Below are 20,629 nucleotides of genomic sequence, written 5' to 3'. Positions count from 1 at the left end.
TTAGAAGACTTCGTTGAACAAGATGTCTTGCAAATAGTAAATCCCGAACAAAATCGAAACCGCTCCCGCCGTCATACCCATTCCCCGTTCCAACATAACGGACCGTTTGCCTGCATAGGTAAAGGGAACGCCGATCAGGACTGCAAACAAGCTCATACCTGCAATGGTGCCGACCCCGAACAACAACAGATACAAAAGGGCTTCCGTGAAGCTTCGCAAGGAAGCCATCACCATCACCGCCAGGGCTCCGCTGCCCGCCATTCCGTGAACCATTCCGACTAGGAATGAGCGGGATCGCACCTGGTTTTGTCCGCTTTTCCCGCCGCTCGTGGAATCCTTCCGAACCGTTCCCTGCCGGAAAGCTTGAAAGGATGTCCAGCCCAGGATGACCAGCATACATCCGACGATCAGCTCCATCAGGATCTGTAGAAAGTCAGGCATCGATGTCTTCATCAACAGGAGCGGGATGCCAACCAGCAACAAGGTGGCGGTATGTCCCATTCCCCAGTAAACACCGGAAGCCGTCGCCTTCAACACGTTCCCTGTACGGCTGGCGATGGTGGAGACCGCGATAAAATGATCCGGATCCATGGAGTGACGAAGACCCAACAGCAACCCGAACCCTAAGGTGGTTACCAATTCCAGACCCATTTTCCTTCCTCCATTCATTCTTTTTTCAAGTTCGTACGATCAAGATGGTCCTTCAGCCGTAGCGGCAAGTGCGGTTTGCCTCTCCTCCGACAGATGACAAAGAGCGTCAATCAGCCCTTCCACCGTATGAGGGCAGGCCACCTTGTCCACTTTCCAGCCGCATTCTTCCGCCGCCTGTGCGGTTTCAGGACCGATACAGGCTACCGGCACCGAATAAAGCGCCTCCTCCTCACCCGCCAGTTCCGGACGGATCGCTTCGACCAAATGACGGACAGTCGACGAACTGGCAAAAGCGATCATATCCACCTCCCCCGCCTGCAGCATACGGACGGCATCTTTCGTACAACCGTAAACGGTCCGGGTCTCGATCGCTTCGGTTTCCCTCACTTGACAGCCCCTGTTTTGAAGGGAGGATGCCAGAGTGATCCGGTATTTGCCGCCTCCGACGAGGAGCACCCTGTCCCCGGTTTTCACCAGGGACCCCATCGCCTCCATCAAACCGGCTGAATGGGTATCCACAAACACATCCGCTTGTATCCCCTTTTCTTTCAATGAAACAGCCGTGCGTTTCCCCACAGCAGCCACTTGAGCGTTTGCCCACTGCCGAATGTCTTTCCCTGTCTTCTCCAAAATGCGAAAAAATACTTCTACTCCCGAAGCGCTTGTAAACACGAGCCAATCGTCCATCGGTTCCGCTTTTATCACGTTCTCAGCATTCTCCGCCATCTTCAGGTCCGCGACTGGAAATTCCACCGCTTCTCCCCCCAGCTGTTCAATCCCGGCGGACAGGAGGCTTCGCTGTTTCCGTGTGCGGGGAACAAGGATTTGGCGGCCAAAGAGAGGCAGCAACTCAAACCAAGTCAGTCGCTCCCTTTCCCGAACCACCTCTCCGACGATAATGACGGCGGGGGGACGGAACGCTGCCGCCTTCGCCCGTTCAGCGATATCCGCCAATGTTCCGGTTAAGGTCTCTTGGTTGGACCGAGTACCCCAACGAACCAGGGCAACCGGTGTCCCGGGACTTCGACCGTAACGAAGCAGTACATCACGGATCCGTGGAAGGTTGGCCATTCCCATCAGGATGATCAAGGTTTCTGATCCCTTAGCCAGATGCTCCCATTTCACCGCGGACTCTTTTTTGTCGGGATGCTCGTGACCAGCGACGACCGTAAACGATGAATTGTAATCCCGATGGGTGACAGGAATGCCGGCATAAGCGGGAACGGCTGTCACAGAACTGATTCCTGGGACCACTTCGAAAGGAATCGACGCTTTCCGCAATGAGGCGGCTTCCTCCCCTCCCCGTCCAAACACAAAGGGATCTCCCCCTTTTAAACGGACGACCGTTTTTCCTTCACTCGCCATCCGGATCAGTGTCCGGTTGATCTCCTCCTGCGTCCATCGAGAAGACGGCCTTTTTCCCACATCCACCCGTTCGCAATAATCCTGCGTATTTTCCAACAGACGGGGGGAGACCAACCGATCGTAAAGAACGACATCCGCCTCTTGTAACGCTTCCCTTCCTTTCACGGTGATCAGTCCGGGATCCCCGGGGCCTGCCCCTACCAGATAAACGAAACCCTTCTGCAAACTTGCCACTTCCTCTCCCCCATGGTCCTCTGTACTGAATGAAGCTCCTTATCGTTTTCTCCGGGACCCCCGGCAGGAGCCAGCTTTCCGGCTCACGTTCCACTAAAAAACGCATCCTCCCGGATGCGTTTTGTGCGCATGAAGACAGCACCAGTTCCGACCAAATCCTGCGAACCGGCTCTCCCGTCACGTCACCTCCCCCATCCTCGTAGGTACCCATGGTGATCCGAAGGACAGGCAGGTCTCCTGGCTGATGGTCATCGCTCCCTGCGTCTTCCCGTTCTTTAACAAGAACAGTGACATCATGCAGTTTGCTCCCATTCACAGTGGCGGGACCGCGTCGGACTTTCACCGAACTTCCCTTTTAACCGAACCGTCAGGCAAACGGCCGGCACCTGTCCTTTTATTATGAATTTTTTATTCAAACCAAATATACAAAAGGATTCACCTGTTTGTCCATCTTTTTTTGGAAGAATTCAAGGGCCAAAGCTTCTTTACAGATATGCCGACACTTGCATAGTTATCTTCTTGGTTTCAAAAACCCTGTTTCCATGTTTAAGGCAATGTTTAAAACCATGCTACAAGCCCATGATCTACGCTACTTCATGAGGAAGCAAATGGGCGAACCATCAAGATCCCTACAGGGAATATCACAGCTACAGAACAAAGTGACCCTGGCGAGACTTGTGCTCTATGAGTGCAAAGGCGAACCAAAAGCCAACCCGACCCTCCCTTCTTCTCCCGGAAGATGGAATGACCAGACAGGCCTAGGCTCCCCCCAGCATCCAGCGCAAGAGCTGCCCCATGAGCACCCCGATGTAGTTGCCGAAGGTGTATCCCAAGACACCCAAAAGCACAGCCGGCGTGACAAGACTGTGCCAGCCTTTGGAGCTGGCCAGGGCCACAGCGGTGGACGGTCCGCCGACGCAGGCTTGGCTGGCGGTTGCCAGTACTTCCACCTCCACCTTGAACCAACGCCCCGCTCCAAACAGGACGAGGGCATGAACGGCAACGAGAATCGTCAGGAACAAGAAAACGACCGGCCCCTTTTCCGCCAAAGTATGGAGGATCGTACCCGCTCCCATGGTGGCAAAAAAGAAGTGAAGGATAAAATTCCCCAATTCCTCCCCGCCGGTCAAACGGTTTACGGGAGTCAGCCAGCCGACTGCCAGCGCCAACGTGGTATACCACAACACCGAAGGAATTTCCCATCCGACGGTCTGATTGACCCGAGGGGTCAGCCACTCGGCAATTGCCACGATGGTAAAGGTGACGGCAACCAGAGTGACCAATCCATGGATGGAAAAGGACCTCCGTGCCAACCCCGTTTTCATCGGGGACGCTTTACTTCCCGAATGATTCCGGATAGAAGGGTAAAAACGCCGCAACACAACCGGCAGCAAAGCGGTCATCACGATCCATAAGTTGGTCATGATGTTATCCGCCGCCGCTCCGGCAGCAAACATGGATTCGGAGGTGTCCAGGGCATTCCCGACAGCCGCATAGTTGACTCCGCCCCCGATATAACTGGCGGTAAACTGTCCTCCCACCTTCCATGCTTCTTCACCGATGCTGCCTGCGGTCACCGCGATGGCCACCACCGCTCCGATCATCGTTCCCAGGGCTCCCAGGGTAAAAGCGATTCCAGCAGGTTTCCCCAACCGACGCAGACTGGATAAATCCGTGGACAAGAGCAACAACACAATCGCCAGTGGAATTCCATAATCACCGGCAAAAACATAAAGGGGATTCAACTCTCCCTCTGCCTGACCGATGGAGGCCGGTATAACCTGAAGGTTAACCAGAATCGCCGCTCCGGTAATCACCAGAATCGCCGTTCCCAAAAAAGAAAACAGGCGAATCTGTCGGTCCAACCAGAAGGAAACAGCGATTAGCACGGTAATGACGGCACCTACTCCAAACGGATCCGTCACCCACGCTTCACCGGACATACTCAATTCCTCCAATCTTGTTCAAGGTGGTGATGCAGCCTCCTTCTTATTTCAATTCATCACATCGTTACTCGCCTGATCAGTCGGCTGACTTCCTGCGGACAGCCAACCAGGCTCCCAGGAAGAGCAAACCGGACGTAATCATGGTAAACCAGGAGAAGAACAACCCCACAACAGCACCTGCCGCCATCCAGACGGCACTTCGACGGGGATGCCGTTCCAGGCGTGCAGGTGTCGCCAGGCAGGCGGCGCGTAGCAGTACAGCTGCCGCTGCCAAATGGATGACGATTCCTCCCGTTCGGACCCATCCGGTTTCCACAAACCAGATTTCCAGCATGTGAGCACTCATTCCTGCCACTCCCAGCCATCCTCCCACCATCCCGCAAAAGCTTTCCGCCGTGCGATCCACCTGATTCATCCCCATTCCTCCCTTCCTTCCATGCTATGAAAAAGAAAACAGCGATATCATCCCTCCATCCCTACCGGACTAACATGGTTCATAAGAATTTTTTTCAAAAGTGGACACAAACGAAAGTTTGTTTACGAATAAAGTATATAGGGGAAAAAGGTCATGGGTCGTTCGAAAGAAGGGATCCCATCATTCCAAGTCTCCCTGGGCCAAAAACACTAACTCGGTCATCCCAGGGTACGGTTATTAGGAGTCCCATCACTGTCCTTTGGAAACCATTCACGGGACGCCTTGAAAGGCTTCCCTTTCGTCGGAGAAGCCCTGATCATTTTCGTGACAGAGAGACATCAAAGAGGGTCAATCACAGGAGCATATATACGGTGAAAAGTCCTCCCCATACGGGGAGGACTTTTCAAATTCAGCGAGAGACCGTGGGGCTCACGGGGTTCGCTTGGTCTATTTCTCCGGGTTACTGGAGATTACCCGAGAATCCCCTGCGTTTACGCATGGGGAGTGGTCAAGAGAGCTCTCTTTCCTTTCGATAAGAACGATACACTTTAGGTGTCACCCCGTATTTCTTTTTGAAAGAAGCGATAAAGTGGCTGGTATGAGAGTATCCGACCACGCAAGCGATCTCTGTTACATTATGCTCCGTCTCTTCCAACAACCTCCGCGCTCTCTCCATCCGTAAATCCCGAAGACAGCGAACGACAGTCGTTCCATACAACTGCCGAAAACCCCTGCGTAATTTCCACTCATTAAGACAGACGCGCCTGGCCAACTCCGCCACTGCGGGGGGATCTTCCATTTCCTCATTCAAAATGCAGCAAGCCTGTTCCACCTGCCGTAAATCCTCCGCTCCCATGGGAGCTTCCCCTGATTCCCCTTTGTCCCAGAGACGCTTCAAGCGTAACGCCAGCAGCTCCATGCATTTGCTCTCCAGATATAAAAAGGGGATCCAACCTTCTCCCGGTTCATGATTTTGAATCTGATGCAGGATCATTTGTGTATCTGGCGATAGGAGAGCCGAATCAGATTGATGCTCGTCCCATGGATGAGAGACGGGAAGCGAGAATCCCCTGGGTTCGGCAAAGGCGTAAAATGTTTTGGGATTGAGCATCAAAGTGGCAAAGGAGAGCCTCCGGCCTGCGGGAAAGCGGTAGACTCCTCTTAACTGCGGGGCATACAACACATGACTGTGACCGGCCTGCAGCAATGACAGTCCCTCCTTCATCCCGTCCATCGTTGCCTCCACTTGTCCTTCCATGCAAAAGTGAAGAGCCAGCAACGGATCATCCAAACGACAGAGGATTCGTATGGTTTGGGTCCATTTCATACTTGCCTGATAAAGTTGCATGCCAGAGGGAAAGCGGACGGACCGAATCCACCCTCCTCCGGTTGGACCGGACCATATCCACCTTTCCTCCGGGCCCCTAGATTCCCGGACCCCTCCCACTTTTTCCTGGGCTTGATTCAGCCAGCATAACGGATCCAAGGTTGAAAGATGGAAGTCCACCGTTTCACTCTCCCATCCTATTTATTTGTTACGAGAATAGAAATGGTTATCTCATTCATATCGTTATCCGTCTTTTCTGTCAACTTTATTTTATAGTTAAAAATAAATTTAACTGACATCAGGATTCTAAAAGACTCCGACATCCTCTCCTTACCTTTGTTTTTATAGCAAATAGAATGGTTGACATTCCATATGTACAGAAAAACAACCGGCCTGTCCGCCGGTTGTTTTTTCTATTTTTTATTGGGATTTTTTGGTCTGCGGTAATGTTCTGCAAGATGCTTGCTTCCGCTGTACAGTCCGCTCGCCGACAAACCCAATGCCAAACCGACCAAGATCCCCTGGACCGGTTCAGTCGGATAGGCCAGTCCCCAACCCGCTGCAATCCCCAGGGTGATAGACAACAGCGGACACAACCGTGTGGGAAGACCAAACCACTTGGCCAATTCCACCAAACCGACAATCAACGGGACCATCCAGACACCAAAAATCTGTATGTCCATATTCCCTACCTCCCGTTGATAGAATATGCCTGTCGCAAGGAGGCGGTGTGGGCCATACGTAAAATCTTTATCGGCTGTACGATTCACTCCTATGCATCCAGTCGTCAAACGTTTGGGAGATCACCTTTCTACGATTGACCCCAACATCTCTTTCCCAATCAAGCTCCTCCATCGCCCCCCATGTCCCCCACTCTCATCTCCTCACAGATACTCATCCAATTTGACAAACCGAAAACCCTGCTCCTGCAAGCGTGGAACAGCACGAATCACCCCTTCCGCCGTCCCGCTGTGGGGCTGATTCATATGAAGGATGATGATGGAGCCGGGACGGCTCGCCATCAGGGCGCGTTCCACCTCTTCCGCAGACCATGTAGCACCTGCGTCCCCCACCACATCAAAGTGAATCACCTTCACGCCCAACTCCGATGCAATCTCCACCGCCACTTCATCATAATAGGCGGTACCCGATCGGAAAAAGCGAGGCTTTCGGCCGGTCCGTTCTGATATCGCCCGCTGATTCTCTTCGATCTCCTCCACCACCGCCTCCACGTTGGGAGTGCCGGTGATTCCATAGACAGACCGACCGTTGATGGATAGTGGACGGTGTTCCGTCCCGTGATTCTCGATGGTGAACAGCGGATCGGACGCCAGTTCCTCCAACGTTTTCGGATTGGCTTCCAACCACCGTTTATTAATAAACAGGGTGGCTGGCACTTCCTGTTTTCTTAGAAACTCCACCAATTCCCGATCGTATCCACTTCCCTGATCCCCTCCGCACGCATCCAGCGTAAGGGCGATCGCCTGTTCGGAAGTCTGGATTCGGGAAACGACACCCGTTACCTGCTCACCCCATTCCTGCGGCACCCGAATTCTATAATCGGATTGCCACTCCCGCTTCTCCCTTGCGGGGACGGCCTCCGCTTCCACCACAGGGGCGGATCTTTTTTCATCCTCCTTCCCGCCCATTCGGTGTTCTCCTTCCGCTTCTCCGCACGCCGTCAATCCCACCATCAGGCTCCAAACAACCATGACTGCCAGCCCGTTTCGCCAGCCCATCCGATAACCGCCTTTCTCACCCTGTAAAAAAGAGGAACCCCCAAGTCGTTTGTTGAAGATGAGGGATAATATCGATTACCATTATAGCGCCTGCTCCACCCTCCTCCCATAGATCAAAGGGACGAAACAACCTATATCAAAGGGGGCCTGAACGATGAAGCTGGTAATTGCAGACCGTAATCCAAAAGAACGAACCGGGTTGGAATGGCTGGCCAGCTCTCTGTCGGCTCCTCCCCGTTTGATCCGCCAGGTCGCCTCCTTTTCGGAATTGATGGAAAAGCTGGAGCAGGAAGTGCCCGATCTGTTGTGTGTGGAACTGGAATTAATCCCTCCTGCTCAGTGGGATCGATTCCGTCATAGAGTGAACCACCACCGATGCTGGGTCGTCGCCATGACGGCAGAATCCACCTTTGAACAGGCATCACGGGCGATCCAACTCCGGTCCGCCGAACTGTGGCTGAAACCGCTGGTGGCGGAACAAGTGCAAAAAAGCCTAAGAAGTCTCTTACATCGAATAAAAGAAGACAGCCCTTCTCCTAAATCTGCGGCCCTCCCTGCCCCGCTCGGAAATCTTTCCCTCTCCCTGTTTATCGACGACGAACAACCCTTCCGGGGCAGCATGCTGATTTTGCAAACAGAGGCAGCCTATTTAAAAGAGCTGATGGACTTTCTCCGGTCATTTCCTTTTTCCGTGCCGGGGATCCCGCAATTTCAAGCGCTTCCTGATGCGGTCCTCTGTTTGTTCCCCCCTTTCTCCGGAGACGAAGCCGACCTGTTCCGGCGGGAGGGTCAACGCATCCTGACACGGTGGACAGAAGGAGGACACCGTCCCCTGTTTATGGCCGCCCATTTGTCACAACCGGCAGGTCCCTCCCTGTACCAGCGTTACCATGCAGCCTACGGAGCACTATCCCTGCGCTTTTTTATGGGAGACCAACAGCTTGTTTTGGTGGATCGCCCCATCCAATGGCGAACCATCGATCCCTTTTTAAGCCCGTTGGAACAACGGGATTGGATGGAGCGCTTGGACCGGGGTGACATCCAGGCGATCGAAGAGTGGCTGCGAACGGACATGGCAATCGGGGAGGTTCCCTACCCGGAACCCGGCCTCCTGCGTACCCGGTTGACCAGCATCCTGGCTCAGCTGAGACGATTTATGCGCAGCCATCTGTTGCACAAACAGCCTCATCTGGAAGCGGCATACCACCAAGTGTTCTCATCCATTTTGTACAGCCCGGTCTTGTATCGAATCATCAACGATTTGGCCCGCTTGGCGGACCGTTTGATGGAGGCCTCCTTTGAAAACCGACGCCGGGGGCGTGGAAACATATTGGAACAGGGAATCCGCTACATGGAAGAGCATTACCACCGCCCCGATCTGGGATTGGAAGAAGTGGCCAAACACGTCCAACGCAACCCCTCCTATCTGAGCCACCTTTTCGCAGTGAATGGGACCCCTTTTCAGCGACACCTCACTCAGATCCGGCTGCGGGAGGCCTGCCGGCTGCTGGAAAGCACCCCTTTCCCGATCCAGGAAGTGGCCCGGCGTGTGGGTTACCCCAATGCCAACTACTTCAGCCGGGTTTTCCGATCCCACCAAAAGTGCTCACCCCGAGACTACCGAGATAAAAATAGTGACTCTATCCAAAAAAAGTGAAGGATAAGTCGAAAAAGCCACATGCTCGCCAGGCTCCCTGCTAAAAGATTCATCCTCATTCCAACAGCCCTCCTCTATCAGCGGGGTTGTTTTTGTCTGTATGATCAAAAGGAGCTTAATGGAGGAGGGATATCCCATGGACAAACAGGCGGCGGAACATGTCATCCGCGCCCCGCGGGGCAGCAGTTTAAACACACGGGGATGGGTACAGGAAGCGGCTTTGCGTATGCTGATGAACAACCTGGACCCGGATGTGGCGGAACGCCCCGAGGATTTGGTCGTGTACGGCGGCATCGGCAAAGCGGCACGGGATTGGTCGTCTTATCACGCCATTGTGGAGACATTGAAACGGTTGGGCGATGAAGAAACGATGCTGATCCAATCCGGTAAACCGGTAGCGGTATTTCGTACACACCGGGATGCGCCGCGGGTCCTTCTGGCCAACTCCAACCTGGTTCCTCGATGGGCAAATTGGGACCACTTTCACGAATTAGACCAAAAAGGGTTAATGATGTACGGTCAGATGACGGCGGGGAGCTGGATTTACATCGGCAGTCAGGGCATTTTGCAAGGAACGTATGAAACCTTCGCCTCCTGTGCACGCCAGCACTTTGGCGGCAGCCTGAAAGGACGAATCGTGGTAACGGCGGGACTGGGCGGCATGGGGGGAGCCCAACCACTGTCCGTCACCTTAAACGATGGAGTCATGATCGCGGTGGAAGCCGATCCCGGCCGAATCCAGCGACGCTTGGACACCCGCTATCTGGATCGCATGACGACCAGTCTGGATGAGGCGATCCGTCTGGCGGAAGAAGCGAAGGAAAAAGGCCGTCCCCTTTCCATCGGGCTGGTGGGAAATGCCGCTGAAGTGTTGCCGAAGATGGTGGAGATCGGGTTTACACCGGATGTGGTGACGGACCAGACATCCGCTCACGACCCCTTAAACGGCTATCTTCCCCGGGGAATGACACTGGAAGAAGCGGATGCCATGCGGAAACACAATCCCGACCAGTTGGTCGCCCAGGCGAAAGAAAGCATGGCCGTCCATGTCAAAGCCATGCTGGACATGCAGCAAAAGGGGAGCATCGCCTTTGATTACGGCAACAACATTCGTCAAGTGGCACACGATGAAGGCGTCACTGATGCCTTCTCTTTCCCCGGGTTTGTCCCGGCATACATCCGCCCGCAATTTTGCGAGGGGAAAGGCCCCTTCCGCTGGGTGGCCCTCTCCGGCGACCCTTCCGACATCCACCAAACCGATGAGGTGATTTTACGGGAATTTGCCGATAATACACACCTGTGCCGTTGGATCCGGATGGCCAGAGAAAAGGTGGAGTTTCAGGGGCTTCCCTCCCGTATTTGCTGGTTGGGTTACGGAGAGCGGGCCCGTTTTGGACGGATCATCAACGAGATGGTGGCCAGCGGGAAATTGAAAGCTCCCATCGTCATCGGACGGGATCATTTGGATTCCGGCTCTGTCGCCTCCCCCAACCGTGAAACAGAGGGAATGCAGGACGGCAGTGATGCTGTCGCCGACTGGCCCATCTTAAACGCCTTGATCAATGCTGTCGGTGGGGCGAGCTGGGTCTCTCTCCACCATGGCGGCGGTGTGGGAATGGGGTATTCACTCCATGCCGGCATGGTGATTGTAGCGGACGGTACTCCGGAAGCGGCCCGCAGACTGAACCGTGTCCTTACCACGGACCCGGGCATGGGTGTGGTGCGTCACGCTGACGCAGGTTACGAGGCTGCCATCCGCACCGCGCAGGAAACGGGACTGGATATGCCGATGCTGGATTCCAAACCATGATCCCCATCCATCAATGAAATAAAAGGAGCGATGACATGGACCGACCAATCTATATTCGCGAAGCCGCAGAGTTGGTCACGTTGGCGGGCAGTTCGGAACGTCCGCTGACGGGAGCGAAAATGGGTGAGCTGAACACCATCGAGGATGGAAGCGTCTGGATCGAAGACGGCATCATACAAGCCGTGGACCGTGATGCGGTTATTCGCGAAAAATATGGGAGCCGACTGGAGGATGCCCGGGAGGTGGATGCCCGCGGCAGATTGGTGACACCGGGATTGGTGGATCCGCATACCCATCTTGTTTTCGCCGGCAGCCGGGAAGCGGAATTCGACATGCGCTTAAAAGGCCGATCCTATATGGACATCATGGCCGCGGGCGGCGGGATTCACGCCACCACCCGCGCCACCCAACACGCTTCAAAGGAACAGCTGATCGAAGAAAGTACACGCCGCCTGGATCGATTCTTGCTTCAAGGCGTCACCACCTTGGAAGCCAAAAGCGGTTACGGTCTCTCTCTGATGCATGAGTTAAAGCAATTGGAAGCGGCCCAAGAATTAGATGGACAACATCCCATCGATCTGGTCTCCACCTTTATGGGAGCCCATGCTATTCCTGTCGACCGGCGGGAGCAGCCGGACCGTTTTGTAGATGAAGTGATCCATGAGATGATCCCGGAAGTAGCCCGCCGGAAGCTGGCCGAATTTAACGATGTCTTCTGTGAAAAGGGCGTGTTCACGCCTGAGCAGTCCCGCAGAATACTGGAAGCGGGCCTGGAACACGGACTGCTTCCTAAAATCCATGCCGACGAAATTGAACCCTATGGCGGAGCGGAACTGGCCGCATCCCTAAACGCGGTCTCCGCCGATCACCTGCTGAAGGTCTCCGATGAAGGAATCGCGGCCATGGCGGAAGCAGGTGTGATCGCGGTACTGCTTCCCGGAACCGCCTTTTTCCTGATGACCGACACCGCCGACGGTCGCCGCTTGATCGATGCCGGAGTGCCGGTGGCTTTGTCCACGGATTGCAACCCCGGATCTTCTCCCACGGTCTCCCTGTCGCTCATGATGAATCTCGGCTGTTTACGCATGGGGATGACCCCCGCCGAAGTCCTGACGGCGGTTACCATCAATGCTGCCCATGCCATCCGCCGCGCGGACCGGATCGGCAGCTTGGAAGTGGGGAAACAAGCCGACTTGGTTATCCATGATGTGGCGGACCATCGGGGATTGCAATACCATTTTGGCAGCAATCATACGCACACCGTCATCAAAAAGGGAACCGTTGTGGTGGAAGCGGGCTCCCGCATCCACCACCCGTAACCTTTCCAAAGGAGGATCCACATGGACGCTTATCCCTACCCGATGATTCAGCCGCCCCCGTTCCATTGGGACCGTTCCGCCTCTGGTGACGAACCCTCTGTGCATCAATGGATTCAAACCCTGGATCCCGGGCAACGCCCGACGGTCCATGGGGATGACTGGGATGTGACATTACTGGGAGTTCCACTGTCCCGTTCTTCCATCAGCGCTTCCGCCGCCAGTGAAAATCCGGATGCCATCCGACGGGCATGGCGCTCCTTTATCCCCTACCACTTAGAAGAGGGAGTGGATTTGACGCCCCTTCGTGTGCTGGACTTGGGAAATGTACGTCAACACGTCACCGACATCGCCCAGTGCCATCAGAACATTCGTCAGGCGGTGGCGGCTATGCGCCGCCACCATCCGCAAACTTTTCCCCTCCTGTTGGGCGGGGACCACTCCGTTACCGCCATGGCAATGAAAGGGTGGAAGGAAGCGCATCCTGAACACAGGCTGGGTATCCTGCAATTGGACACCCATTTCGACCTGCGCCCCTTGGAGGAACACGGCCCCAGCAATGGAACCCCCATCCGCAACCTAATCGAAAGCGGAACGCTTCGCGGGGAAGACGTCGTCAACATCGGCCTCCACGGTTTTTTTAACGCCCGTTCCTTACGGGAATACGCCGACAAAACGAACGTGAGATGGATCACCCTGAAACAGGCCCGCCGGGAAGGGGTGGAAGCCGTCGTCCGGCGGGAGCTGGAGGCACTGGCCCAACGGGTGGATGCCATCCACTTCACCCTGGACATGGACGTGCTGGATGTGGCTTACGCTCCGGGCGTTCCCGCCTCCACACCCGGCGGCATGCGTACCGACGAACTGTTTGACGCCTGTCTTATCGCCGGCCGCCACACAAAAGTGACCAGTATGGATCTGGTCTGTCTCGATCCCTATCGGGATGTGGCTGGAGCCACGGTCAAAGCCGGTGTCCACGCCATGCTCTCGTTTTTAACCGGATACGTGCAATGGAAAGGGTTAAGCCCTTCCTGAAAAACACCACCCCTGTGATTGACTGGGGGTGGTGTTTTTTAATAAAGCCTTCTTCCCGGATTCTCCAGTCCCGAGAGTCATAACGAATCCCTAAACGGAGGGCGATGATCCAACCATCCCCTTTTTTAGAAAGTACAAAGTTTCCAGCCAAAAAAGGTTAAGTCCATCAAATTTTCTGTTGTTCATCCAATTGTTTCACGATCGCTTACCAAAATCACTTCCCTGTACCCCTTCAAGCCACTCGTTTAAACGGTGTCAACATATGGTGAAAGAATAACGCAAGGCATGTGCTCCCATGGCCAACCGGTTTTTAATACATCGGTTCCGTTAATCTTTTTCTGTTGCGGGCACCCTCTCCCTTGTCTTACATAAAGAGAAGTAACGGCATGATAAGGCGCCACTGCTAGACGTTAAATCATGTTGGTTACTCATCATTCTATCTTAATATCTATTGGAACGTTTAAAATTAAGCAACAGTACCTTCGAAATTCCAATCATTGCTGTGGATAAAGAAAAAGGACGCAACCGACAGATTCTATTTTATGACAATAAATCAAAATGTTTTAGGTATGATGATAGATAGGTTATTATTGTCAATGATTTTTTATGAAAAAAATCTATATGGTTTGTATATTGTTTGTTAATATAGGGAATGAACGATCTTCTAATTAAGAAAGGAGAAAGAATCAGTGAAAATGGATAAGCAATTGGAAAAAATGATCGAGAATAGGATTCGTAAGGTCATCCGAGAGGAAAATGCTTTGTTACTTTCCGCAATGAACACAGGAACCAGCCACAGTTTACAACTGTACCTGCAAAATCATGAGAACGCTTTCGAATTGACACAGGGGCTTCTAACGAATCGAGAACCGGAAGAAACGGAAGAGGAACTTGTCGAAGAGACAGAGGAAGAACCTCCCGTCATCGATTACAGTCAGACGAAGGGGATTCACAAAAAGACGATTCAAACGGCGGAGATTGTAGCAGACATTCTTCGGGAGCAGGGAGAACTCCGCTTAGTCGACCTTCGTGATGAAGTGAAGAGGCGAGGCGGGGATTTAGGTGCCAACCCCACCATTCGGATGAAGAGTATTTTGAAGGTAAGTCCTGTGATTAAAAAATCGGGTCATGGGCGCTTTAAGTACGAGGTTTAGTGACATAGAAAATCCCGCCAAATAGCGGGATTTTTTTATTTGATCTTAGGGGGTGGTAATTCAAACAGACAGCCAGATAACGTCCCGTTACAAAGGAGAGAACGCCCCGGCATCATATTGGTGGGCAACAGACCACGGTACTGTATATACTAACGGACTATTCCACTTGCTTAACCGTATAGGATTTGGTTTGAACATGTTTGAGTAAGCGATCCCAAGTTCCACCTTAACGTCGACGGTCTTAAATTTTTATATGAAAAAAATATAAAATTATTCTCATAAACAATTCTAAAAATCGTAATTCCCATCGATATGCTACTTACTTCTGTAATTACAAAGATCATCTTTGTTGATCTGATCGATCATCTGTAAAGTGATGTGAATTAATTCAATAAAATATATAAATCACTATTCACTAGAGAAGAAACGTGTTATATTTCAATTGTTCGCCAATATTTGTAGAGAAAGAGCAACTATGGGAAGAGGGGGGATTTATATTGAAAGAATGGAAGCGGGTATCTTTAGCAGAAGACCCCGAACTCTATGATCGGTTAGATGAGGTGAATGATCATGCGTTTCCGTCATACTTAATCCAGGGTGACCAAACAAATGCGTTATATTGGACAAAAGACAAGTTATTTACCATTTTTGCCCCTTATCAATTTGTACTTTTTCGAAATAGACAAATGGTGGCAACGGGAAATGCCGTCCCGATATTCTGGGATGGTACCCGAGAAGGGTTACCGGAAGGATATGACGGTGCATTAAAACGGGCTTTTAAAGAGGATCGAAAGCCAAACACGCTATGCGCCATCTCTGTAGTAGTCGCCCCTTCATTTCGGGGAATGGGAATCAGCCCCATCGTCCTGCACCATATGCGTGAAAACGCTATAAACCATGGGTTTGATGAACTAATCGTTTCTGTTCGCCCGAATCAGAAACATCGATATCCGTTGATCCCGATGGAGGATTATATTCGTTGGGTCCAACCGAATGGATCCCCCTTCGATCCATGGATCCGGGTTCATTGGCGGTTGGGAGCCCGAATCTTACAAATCGCCCCCGCCTCGATGATCTCAAAAGCACCGGTGAAACAATGGGAAGAGTGGACCGATCTGAAATTTCCTCAGTCCGGCAACTATACATTACCGGGGGCATTGCAACCGGTTGAAGCGAGGATCGAAGAGGATGTCATCCTATATGAAGACCCCAATGTATGGATGCGTCATTCTATTTGAGACCAAATCAGTTAATGGGGGATAAATATGAAACATCAATCGAATTATGCATTAGCGAACGATTATTCAAGGGAGCCCGTTCCGCTATCAGAAAGAAAGAGTTGGCTTCCTCTGGCTCTCGTTTGGATTGCAATGGGAGTAGACCTCTCCGCTGTTGTATTAAGTGCGGCACTTATTTCTGGGTTGACGCTTCAAAACACCCTCATCGTTGTTTCCGTCGGTTCTTTTATCCTGGCTTTAATCGGTTTAGCCTGTTCATATGTCGGGTCAAAAACCGGATTATCCACCGCAATGATCAACAGATTTACGTTTGGTGAGAAAGGCTCCTATCTTGTTATTATCGTCATCAGTGTCGCTTATTTTGGTTGGTTTGGAGTGACGGCTGGTTTCTTTGGAGAATCAGCTCAATATACGATTTACAGCGTTACGGGTTTGGACATCAGTTCGAAGGTTCTGGCTTTGATCGGCGGGTTATTGATGACGTTAACGGCTACCATCGGCTTTAAAGCCATCGAAAAATTGAGCTTGCTGGCGGTTCCCTTGATGCTGGGGATGCTGTTTTCGATGCTTTTCAAATTATTTACCGATAAAGAAAATACCCGTAATCTCCTCCATACCCATCCAGTAGGGGATCTTATCGGCTTTGGGACAGCGATCTCGCTTGTAGTCGGAGCTTTTATCGTCGCCTGCTCCCACTCACCTGATGTGGCTCGTTGGGCGAAAAGTTCAAAACACGCCATGCTTTCCGGCTTCTTTGGTTTTTTGATCGGAAACAGCCTCATGATGTTTATAGCGGCGTTTCTCTCGAAACTCACAGGAACGGAAGATGTGATTCAGATTATGTTGTCCATCGGTTGGGGGGCCTTAGCGGTTACCATCCTCATCTTGTCCCAGTGGACTACCAACGACAACCATATGTATACTTTGGGTTTAAATCTTTCTGTTTTGTTCAAATGGGTGCCCAAACCGATCCTGACCATTATCGCGGGCTTATTGGGAACATCTTTTGCTGTGATGGGTGTTTACGAAAACTTCATTGACTTTTTACTCTTATTAAGCCCATTTGCGGCACCTATTGCGGGAATATACTTAACCGAGTACTTCTTTCTAAACTCGGATCGCTTGAATATGGCTTTCTTGGCACACCGGAAAATCAAACCTTTTTATTGGCACGCCCTTTTCGTATGGGGAATCGCTACCACCGTTGCTTTTGCTACAACCCCAACCTTTGACGGCGGGTGGGGATTGTTTACTCTTAGTACGATTCCCAGCGTTGACGGACTGTTATCCGCCGCCATTCTCCATTATGTGGTTGGAAAGTGGATTGTACCTCGTTTTGAATCTGCTTCAATGAATGAGACCGCCTAAAAACTCTCCAAAACCAAGGGCATAGTAAAATCCCCTCTCCATCTACATAGGGGGGATTTTTACTACCTAAGTTTTTTATTCCATTTCATCAAATCGTTCCGCCTCCCTATCCTGTAGCTCAAGCTGTATTTGATACTTATACCTCAGCCTTGACACTCCCCACGCATACATGCGGGGGATTCTTGGGTAGTCCCTTCTATCGAAGAGAAATTTACCAAGCGAACCCCGTGAGCCCCACGGTTAAAATAGAGTTTTAGTTGCCACATCTGAGGTTAGACTGACTGCTTGGTTTTCGCTTTTCAGCCTAACCACTCTGGTACGCATAGCATTTTACATGCAAGACGATTGGCTTGCACAACCCTATATGCTATCCACTTTTCAAGGAGCAAGTAAATATCAACAAAAGAACATACGTTTGTAAATGGCTTTTCCAAAAAAGTGTCGGACTTAGCGTATGGGATCAACCCTCCCTCGTCCGACGCTCGCTTTCATCCCTATATCTAAAGCTAGGGGTTTTCTCGCTCGCAATGATATAAATTCCTTCTCATCTAGCTTTTCGACACATTGGGCAAGTCGGAACAGGAATTTTAATTCTTTTTTTGTGAGCCAGTTCATGAGCAAGCTTATATTGTTCTGTTGCAGACCGTTTATCCTCTACCTTTCTCAAGCAATCTCCCATTACCATGTAGAATCTTTTTTAACGCTCGTTCTTTCAGGGGAATACGCCGCACATGCAAAAAAAGGGTAAAAAGCACCACCTTATGTGATTGAAAAGAGGTGGTGCTTCTTGTAAATCAACCTTCTCTTAACGACGCCCCGGATTCTCCAGGTCCCGGACCGTATCGCTTCGATGGGTCTCTTTTTCCCGTTTCATTGTTCCCATGGTGTAATCCATCACCGGATGGGTCACTCCATACCAGTAGTGTTCATTTTTATAATGATGCCAAAGGTGGATTCGTTTCATATACCGACCCCAGGGCGTTCGGGGTTTGACGGGACGGTGGGCGATATAGTGCATCCATTCGTAATGAAGCAAGTACCCCATCACTCCCACCGCAAACGCCGCCGCATGCACGAACGATTGAGTCAGCAGAAAAGCAATCCCTACTGTCAATCCGATCAGCGGCCAACTGTACCAGATCGGTAAAAACAACAGTCTCAGATCGTTGGGATCTTGATGGTGATCATAGTGGAGGCGCTTCAACATTTTTAACATCAACCGGTTCTTTGGCGGTGGAAAATGGAACACGAAACGGTGGATCAGATACTCCGCCATCGCATACGCCACCAGACCCGCAACCAAGGCCAGCCATACCGTTCCGCTGCCCAAGTGGGGAACCACAAACACCAGACCGACCATCAGAACCACTGCGGTCGATGCGATATCGGGATGAAACCAGAATTCACGCCAATATTCCTTCATTCTGCCGTCTCCCTCCTCAAAGTGGCCTGCCAGGGGTGACGATACCTACTCATCAGCGGGATTTGCTCCCCTCAAAAAAATCGTATGCATGGTGGTGACAAAAGAGCTCCCCATATTAAAACGCTTACAGAAACAAACGGGTATAGTCGGTAAAAATGAATTACTCAGCGGTGATTCGACCATGGCACCTCTCCCATTCATCCCATGTAATGACCCCCCACTCCGGTCGCGCGCATCGGGAAGCATCGCCAACCTTTTCACTGAATGCCCGTCCCCACCCAATAAAAACGGACGATTTCCGTATCGTAAGCAGCGGATCACCCTACTTGCTCGTAATAAAATCGGTGGGATCGATCCAGGTCTTTTACCACCAGTTGCTGTTCAAACAACGATTACTTCATCTGTTTCTCTTCTCTCCGACGAGTGTATCCCAGATATGTCCCCCTTTTTTCTCCGTCACGAAAAAACACCCCCTCAGTAGATTCGTCACTTCACAGGATGTTTTCCTGTATCCACTGAAAGAGGTGCCAATGGTTCTCACGGTTGCAGGATCACTTCGTATTTGTATTGATCACTTCGATAAATGCACTTGGTGTACTCCATGATCTCCTCGTTTTCCAAAAAGGTGGTCCGCCTAAACAGCAGTGCTAGGGAATCAGGCTCCAGCCCCAATAAGCCGCTCTCAAACTCATTTAACTGAATCGGTTCGATGGTTTGACGGGCATAACTGGGTTGGTAACGGTATTGTTGTTTTAATACCGTATAAAGGGATCCTCCCTCCAGCCACTCCCGGGAGAGACCCGGCACCATCGCCTGATTCAGCCATACCGTCTCCAGAGCGAACGGAGCACCATCCACCATGCGGAGTCGTTTGATCTCGACCGCTCGATCCTGGTGTTCCTTCATCTTTAGGTTTTTGCGGAGATTTAAGGTGGCTTCCACCGTTTCAAAAGAGAGAATCGACGTATCCACCGTCAGCCCCTTCTCCTCCATTTCATCCGTAAAACCCCGCAGTTTGGTCAATAAATGTTTCGGTTTCGGCTTGGCGACATACGTTCCTTTTCCCTGTTCCCGATACAACACGCCTTCGTTTACCAGCGCCATCACCGCTTTGCGGGCGGTCATGCGGCTGATTCCGTGGATCTCGCACAGTTCCCGTTCCGGTGGAAAAGCGTCGCCCGGTTTAAACTCTTCATTGTCGATCATCGCCTGGAGGATTTCTTTCAGCTGATAATATAATGGAATCGGGCTTTGCTTGGATACGCGGCCCATCATCTTGGTATTCATGATGCTTCCACCCACTTTTCATGGTATCCGTACCGGACATTTGCGAGATATACACTTGACTCCTGCTAACCACGACTTTTCCAACAGGTCCCTTACTCAGCGGCAGCGCCTGGCCGGTCAGGGAGTCAGACATGGGGTGCGGCAACCCGCTACCCTCTCCCGAAGGCTCCGCCCGAGCCTAAAAACGTTCGATTTCAAGCTAGTGCCCCTTCAGGTAACTTCGATCTGTTTTTCTTGGCCTTTACGCGGACAAGTCGGTCGGCTTGGTTTTCCGTCTTCGCTCCATGCGTGGCAGAGTCGACTCCGCCGGAAAACCAAGCCTCCCTCCACGTAAACACGATCGATATTGGTAGAAGGGGCACTAGTTAACCTTATTTTCCGGTACGAAGCCGATGGCTCGATGAAGAATGTTTCGCGCCCCGTTGAGATCCCGATCCACTCTGTAGCCACAGCGACAAGAGTGAACCCGGTCATTGAGGTCTTTCTTCACGATCCGACCACATTGCGAACAATCCTGGGACGTGTTGTGAGGATCAACCAACTTCACTTCCTTACCAGCCCATTCTGCCTTGTAAGTGGTAAAGTCGATCAACTGTAGCCAAGCGGCATCCGCAATCTTTTTGGCCAGGGGACGGTTTTTCACCATATCTATAATCTACCAATT

The 20,629-nt window shown here is 51.7% G+C and carries 17 protein-coding genes and 1 riboswitch; of the genes, 7 read left to right on the top strand and 10 right to left on the bottom strand.

The window, feature by feature from the left end; all coding sequences use genetic code 11:
* From JOE21_RS00580 to JOE21_RS00550, 7 genes are all read right to left on the bottom strand, one after another.
* Positions 1–651, bottom strand: a complete 651-nt coding sequence (locus tag JOE21_RS00580) for an urease accessory protein UreH (protein WP_309860998.1) — start codon at positions 649–651, stop codon at positions 1–3.
* A gap of 39 nt (positions 652–690) precedes the next feature.
* Complete coding sequence (cobA, locus tag JOE21_RS00575) at positions 691–2,250, bottom strand: uroporphyrinogen-III C-methyltransferase (protein WP_309860996.1); 1,560 nt, start codon at positions 2,248–2,250, stop codon at positions 691–693.
* 210 nt (positions 2,251–2,460) lie between these two features.
* A riboswitch (cobalamin riboswitch) is annotated at positions 2,461–2,655 on the bottom strand.
* A 353-nt stretch (positions 2,656–3,008) separates the two neighbouring features.
* Entirely contained in the window at positions 3,009–4,193 is a 1,185-nt protein-coding gene (locus JOE21_RS00570) for a DUF819 family protein (RefSeq protein ID WP_309860994.1), read from the bottom strand.
* 79 nt (positions 4,194–4,272) lie between these two features.
* The gene (locus tag JOE21_RS00565; RefSeq protein ID WP_309860991.1) at positions 4,273–4,611 is read right to left on the bottom strand and encodes a hypothetical protein; all 339 of its coding nucleotides are present in this window, start codon (positions 4,609–4,611) and stop codon (positions 4,273–4,275) included.
* A 508-nt stretch (positions 4,612–5,119) separates the two neighbouring features.
* Positions 5,120–6,058 (bottom strand): helix-turn-helix transcriptional regulator, encoded by a 939-nt coding sequence (locus JOE21_RS00560; RefSeq protein WP_510183838.1) that lies wholly within the window; start codon positions 6,056–6,058, stop codon positions 5,120–5,122.
* Positions 6,059–6,351: 293 nt separating this feature from the next.
* Positions 6,352–6,621, bottom strand: coding sequence for a hypothetical protein (locus tag JOE21_RS00555; protein WP_309860986.1), 270 nt, complete (start codon positions 6,619–6,621; stop codon positions 6,352–6,354).
* Positions 6,622–6,822: 201 nt separating this feature from the next.
* Positions 6,823–7,677 carry a polysaccharide deacetylase family protein gene (locus tag JOE21_RS00550; RefSeq protein ID WP_309860983.1) on the bottom strand — a complete coding sequence of 285 codons (855 nt, stop codon included), beginning with the start codon at positions 7,675–7,677 and terminating at the stop codon, positions 6,823–6,825.
* Positions 7,678–7,831: 154 nt separating this feature from the next.
* On the opposite strand from JOE21_RS00550, the gene JOE21_RS00545 reads away from it, so the two are divergent.
* From JOE21_RS00545 to JOE21_RS00515, 7 genes are all read left to right on the top strand, one after another.
* Entirely contained in the window at positions 7,832–9,334 is a 1,503-nt protein-coding gene (locus JOE21_RS00545) for a helix-turn-helix domain-containing protein (RefSeq protein ID WP_309860979.1), read from the top strand.
* 136 nt (positions 9,335–9,470) lie between these two features.
* Complete coding sequence (gene hutU, locus JOE21_RS00540) at positions 9,471–11,144, top strand: urocanate hydratase (RefSeq protein ID WP_309860976.1); 1,674 nt, start codon at positions 9,471–9,473, stop codon at positions 11,142–11,144.
* Positions 11,145–11,179: 35 nt separating this feature from the next.
* Entirely contained in the window at positions 11,180–12,463 is a 1,284-nt protein-coding gene (hutI, locus tag JOE21_RS00535) for an imidazolonepropionase (RefSeq protein ID WP_309860973.1), read from the top strand.
* 21 nt (positions 12,464–12,484) lie between these two features.
* A complete protein-coding gene (locus JOE21_RS00530) occupies positions 12,485–13,495 on the top strand; it encodes an agmatinase family protein (RefSeq protein WP_309860971.1) in 1,011 nt (336 codons plus the stop codon).
* 695 nt (positions 13,496–14,190) lie between these two features.
* Entirely contained in the window at positions 14,191–14,649 is a 459-nt protein-coding gene (locus JOE21_RS00525; RefSeq protein WP_445347058.1) for a Rok-like winged helix domain-containing protein, read from the top strand.
* Positions 14,650–15,146: 497 nt separating this feature from the next.
* The gene (locus tag JOE21_RS00520) at positions 15,147–15,887 is read left to right on the top strand and encodes a GNAT family N-acetyltransferase (RefSeq protein ID WP_309860964.1); all 741 of its coding nucleotides are present in this window, start codon (positions 15,147–15,149) and stop codon (positions 15,885–15,887) included.
* A gap of 27 nt (positions 15,888–15,914) precedes the next feature.
* On the top strand, positions 15,915–17,255 hold the full coding sequence (locus JOE21_RS00515; protein ID WP_309860961.1) for a cytosine permease: 1,341 nt from the start codon (positions 15,915–15,917) through the stop codon (positions 17,253–17,255).
* An 805-nt stretch (positions 17,256–18,060) separates the two neighbouring features.
* On the opposite strand, the gene JOE21_RS00510 is transcribed toward JOE21_RS00515, so the two are convergent.
* The 3 genes from JOE21_RS00510 to JOE21_RS00500 all read right to left on the bottom strand — a co-directional run bounded on the left by JOE21_RS00510 (position 18,061) and on the right by JOE21_RS00500 (position 20,611).
* A complete protein-coding gene (locus JOE21_RS00510) occupies positions 18,061–18,678 on the bottom strand; it encodes a sterol desaturase family protein (RefSeq protein ID WP_309860957.1) in 618 nt (205 codons plus the stop codon).
* Positions 18,679–19,215: 537 nt separating this feature from the next.
* Positions 19,216–19,965 carry a GntR family transcriptional regulator gene (locus JOE21_RS00505; protein ID WP_309860954.1) on the bottom strand — a complete coding sequence of 250 codons (750 nt, stop codon included), beginning with the start codon at positions 19,963–19,965 and terminating at the stop codon, positions 19,216–19,218.
* 361 nt (positions 19,966–20,326) lie between these two features.
* Positions 20,327–20,611, bottom strand: coding sequence for an RNA-guided endonuclease InsQ/TnpB family protein (locus JOE21_RS00500; RefSeq protein WP_309860952.1), 285 nt, complete (start codon positions 20,609–20,611; stop codon positions 20,327–20,329).
* Between the last annotated feature and the right edge of the window lie 18 nt (positions 20,612–20,629).

The sequence above is a fragment of the Desmospora profundinema genome, assembly GCF_031454155.1.
GTDB lineage: Bacteria > Bacillota > Bacilli > Thermoactinomycetales > DSM-45169 > Desmospora > Desmospora profundinema.
The sequence above is the reverse complement of the archived record's forward strand: the minus strand, read 5'-3'. Positions and strand labels throughout refer to the sequence as shown.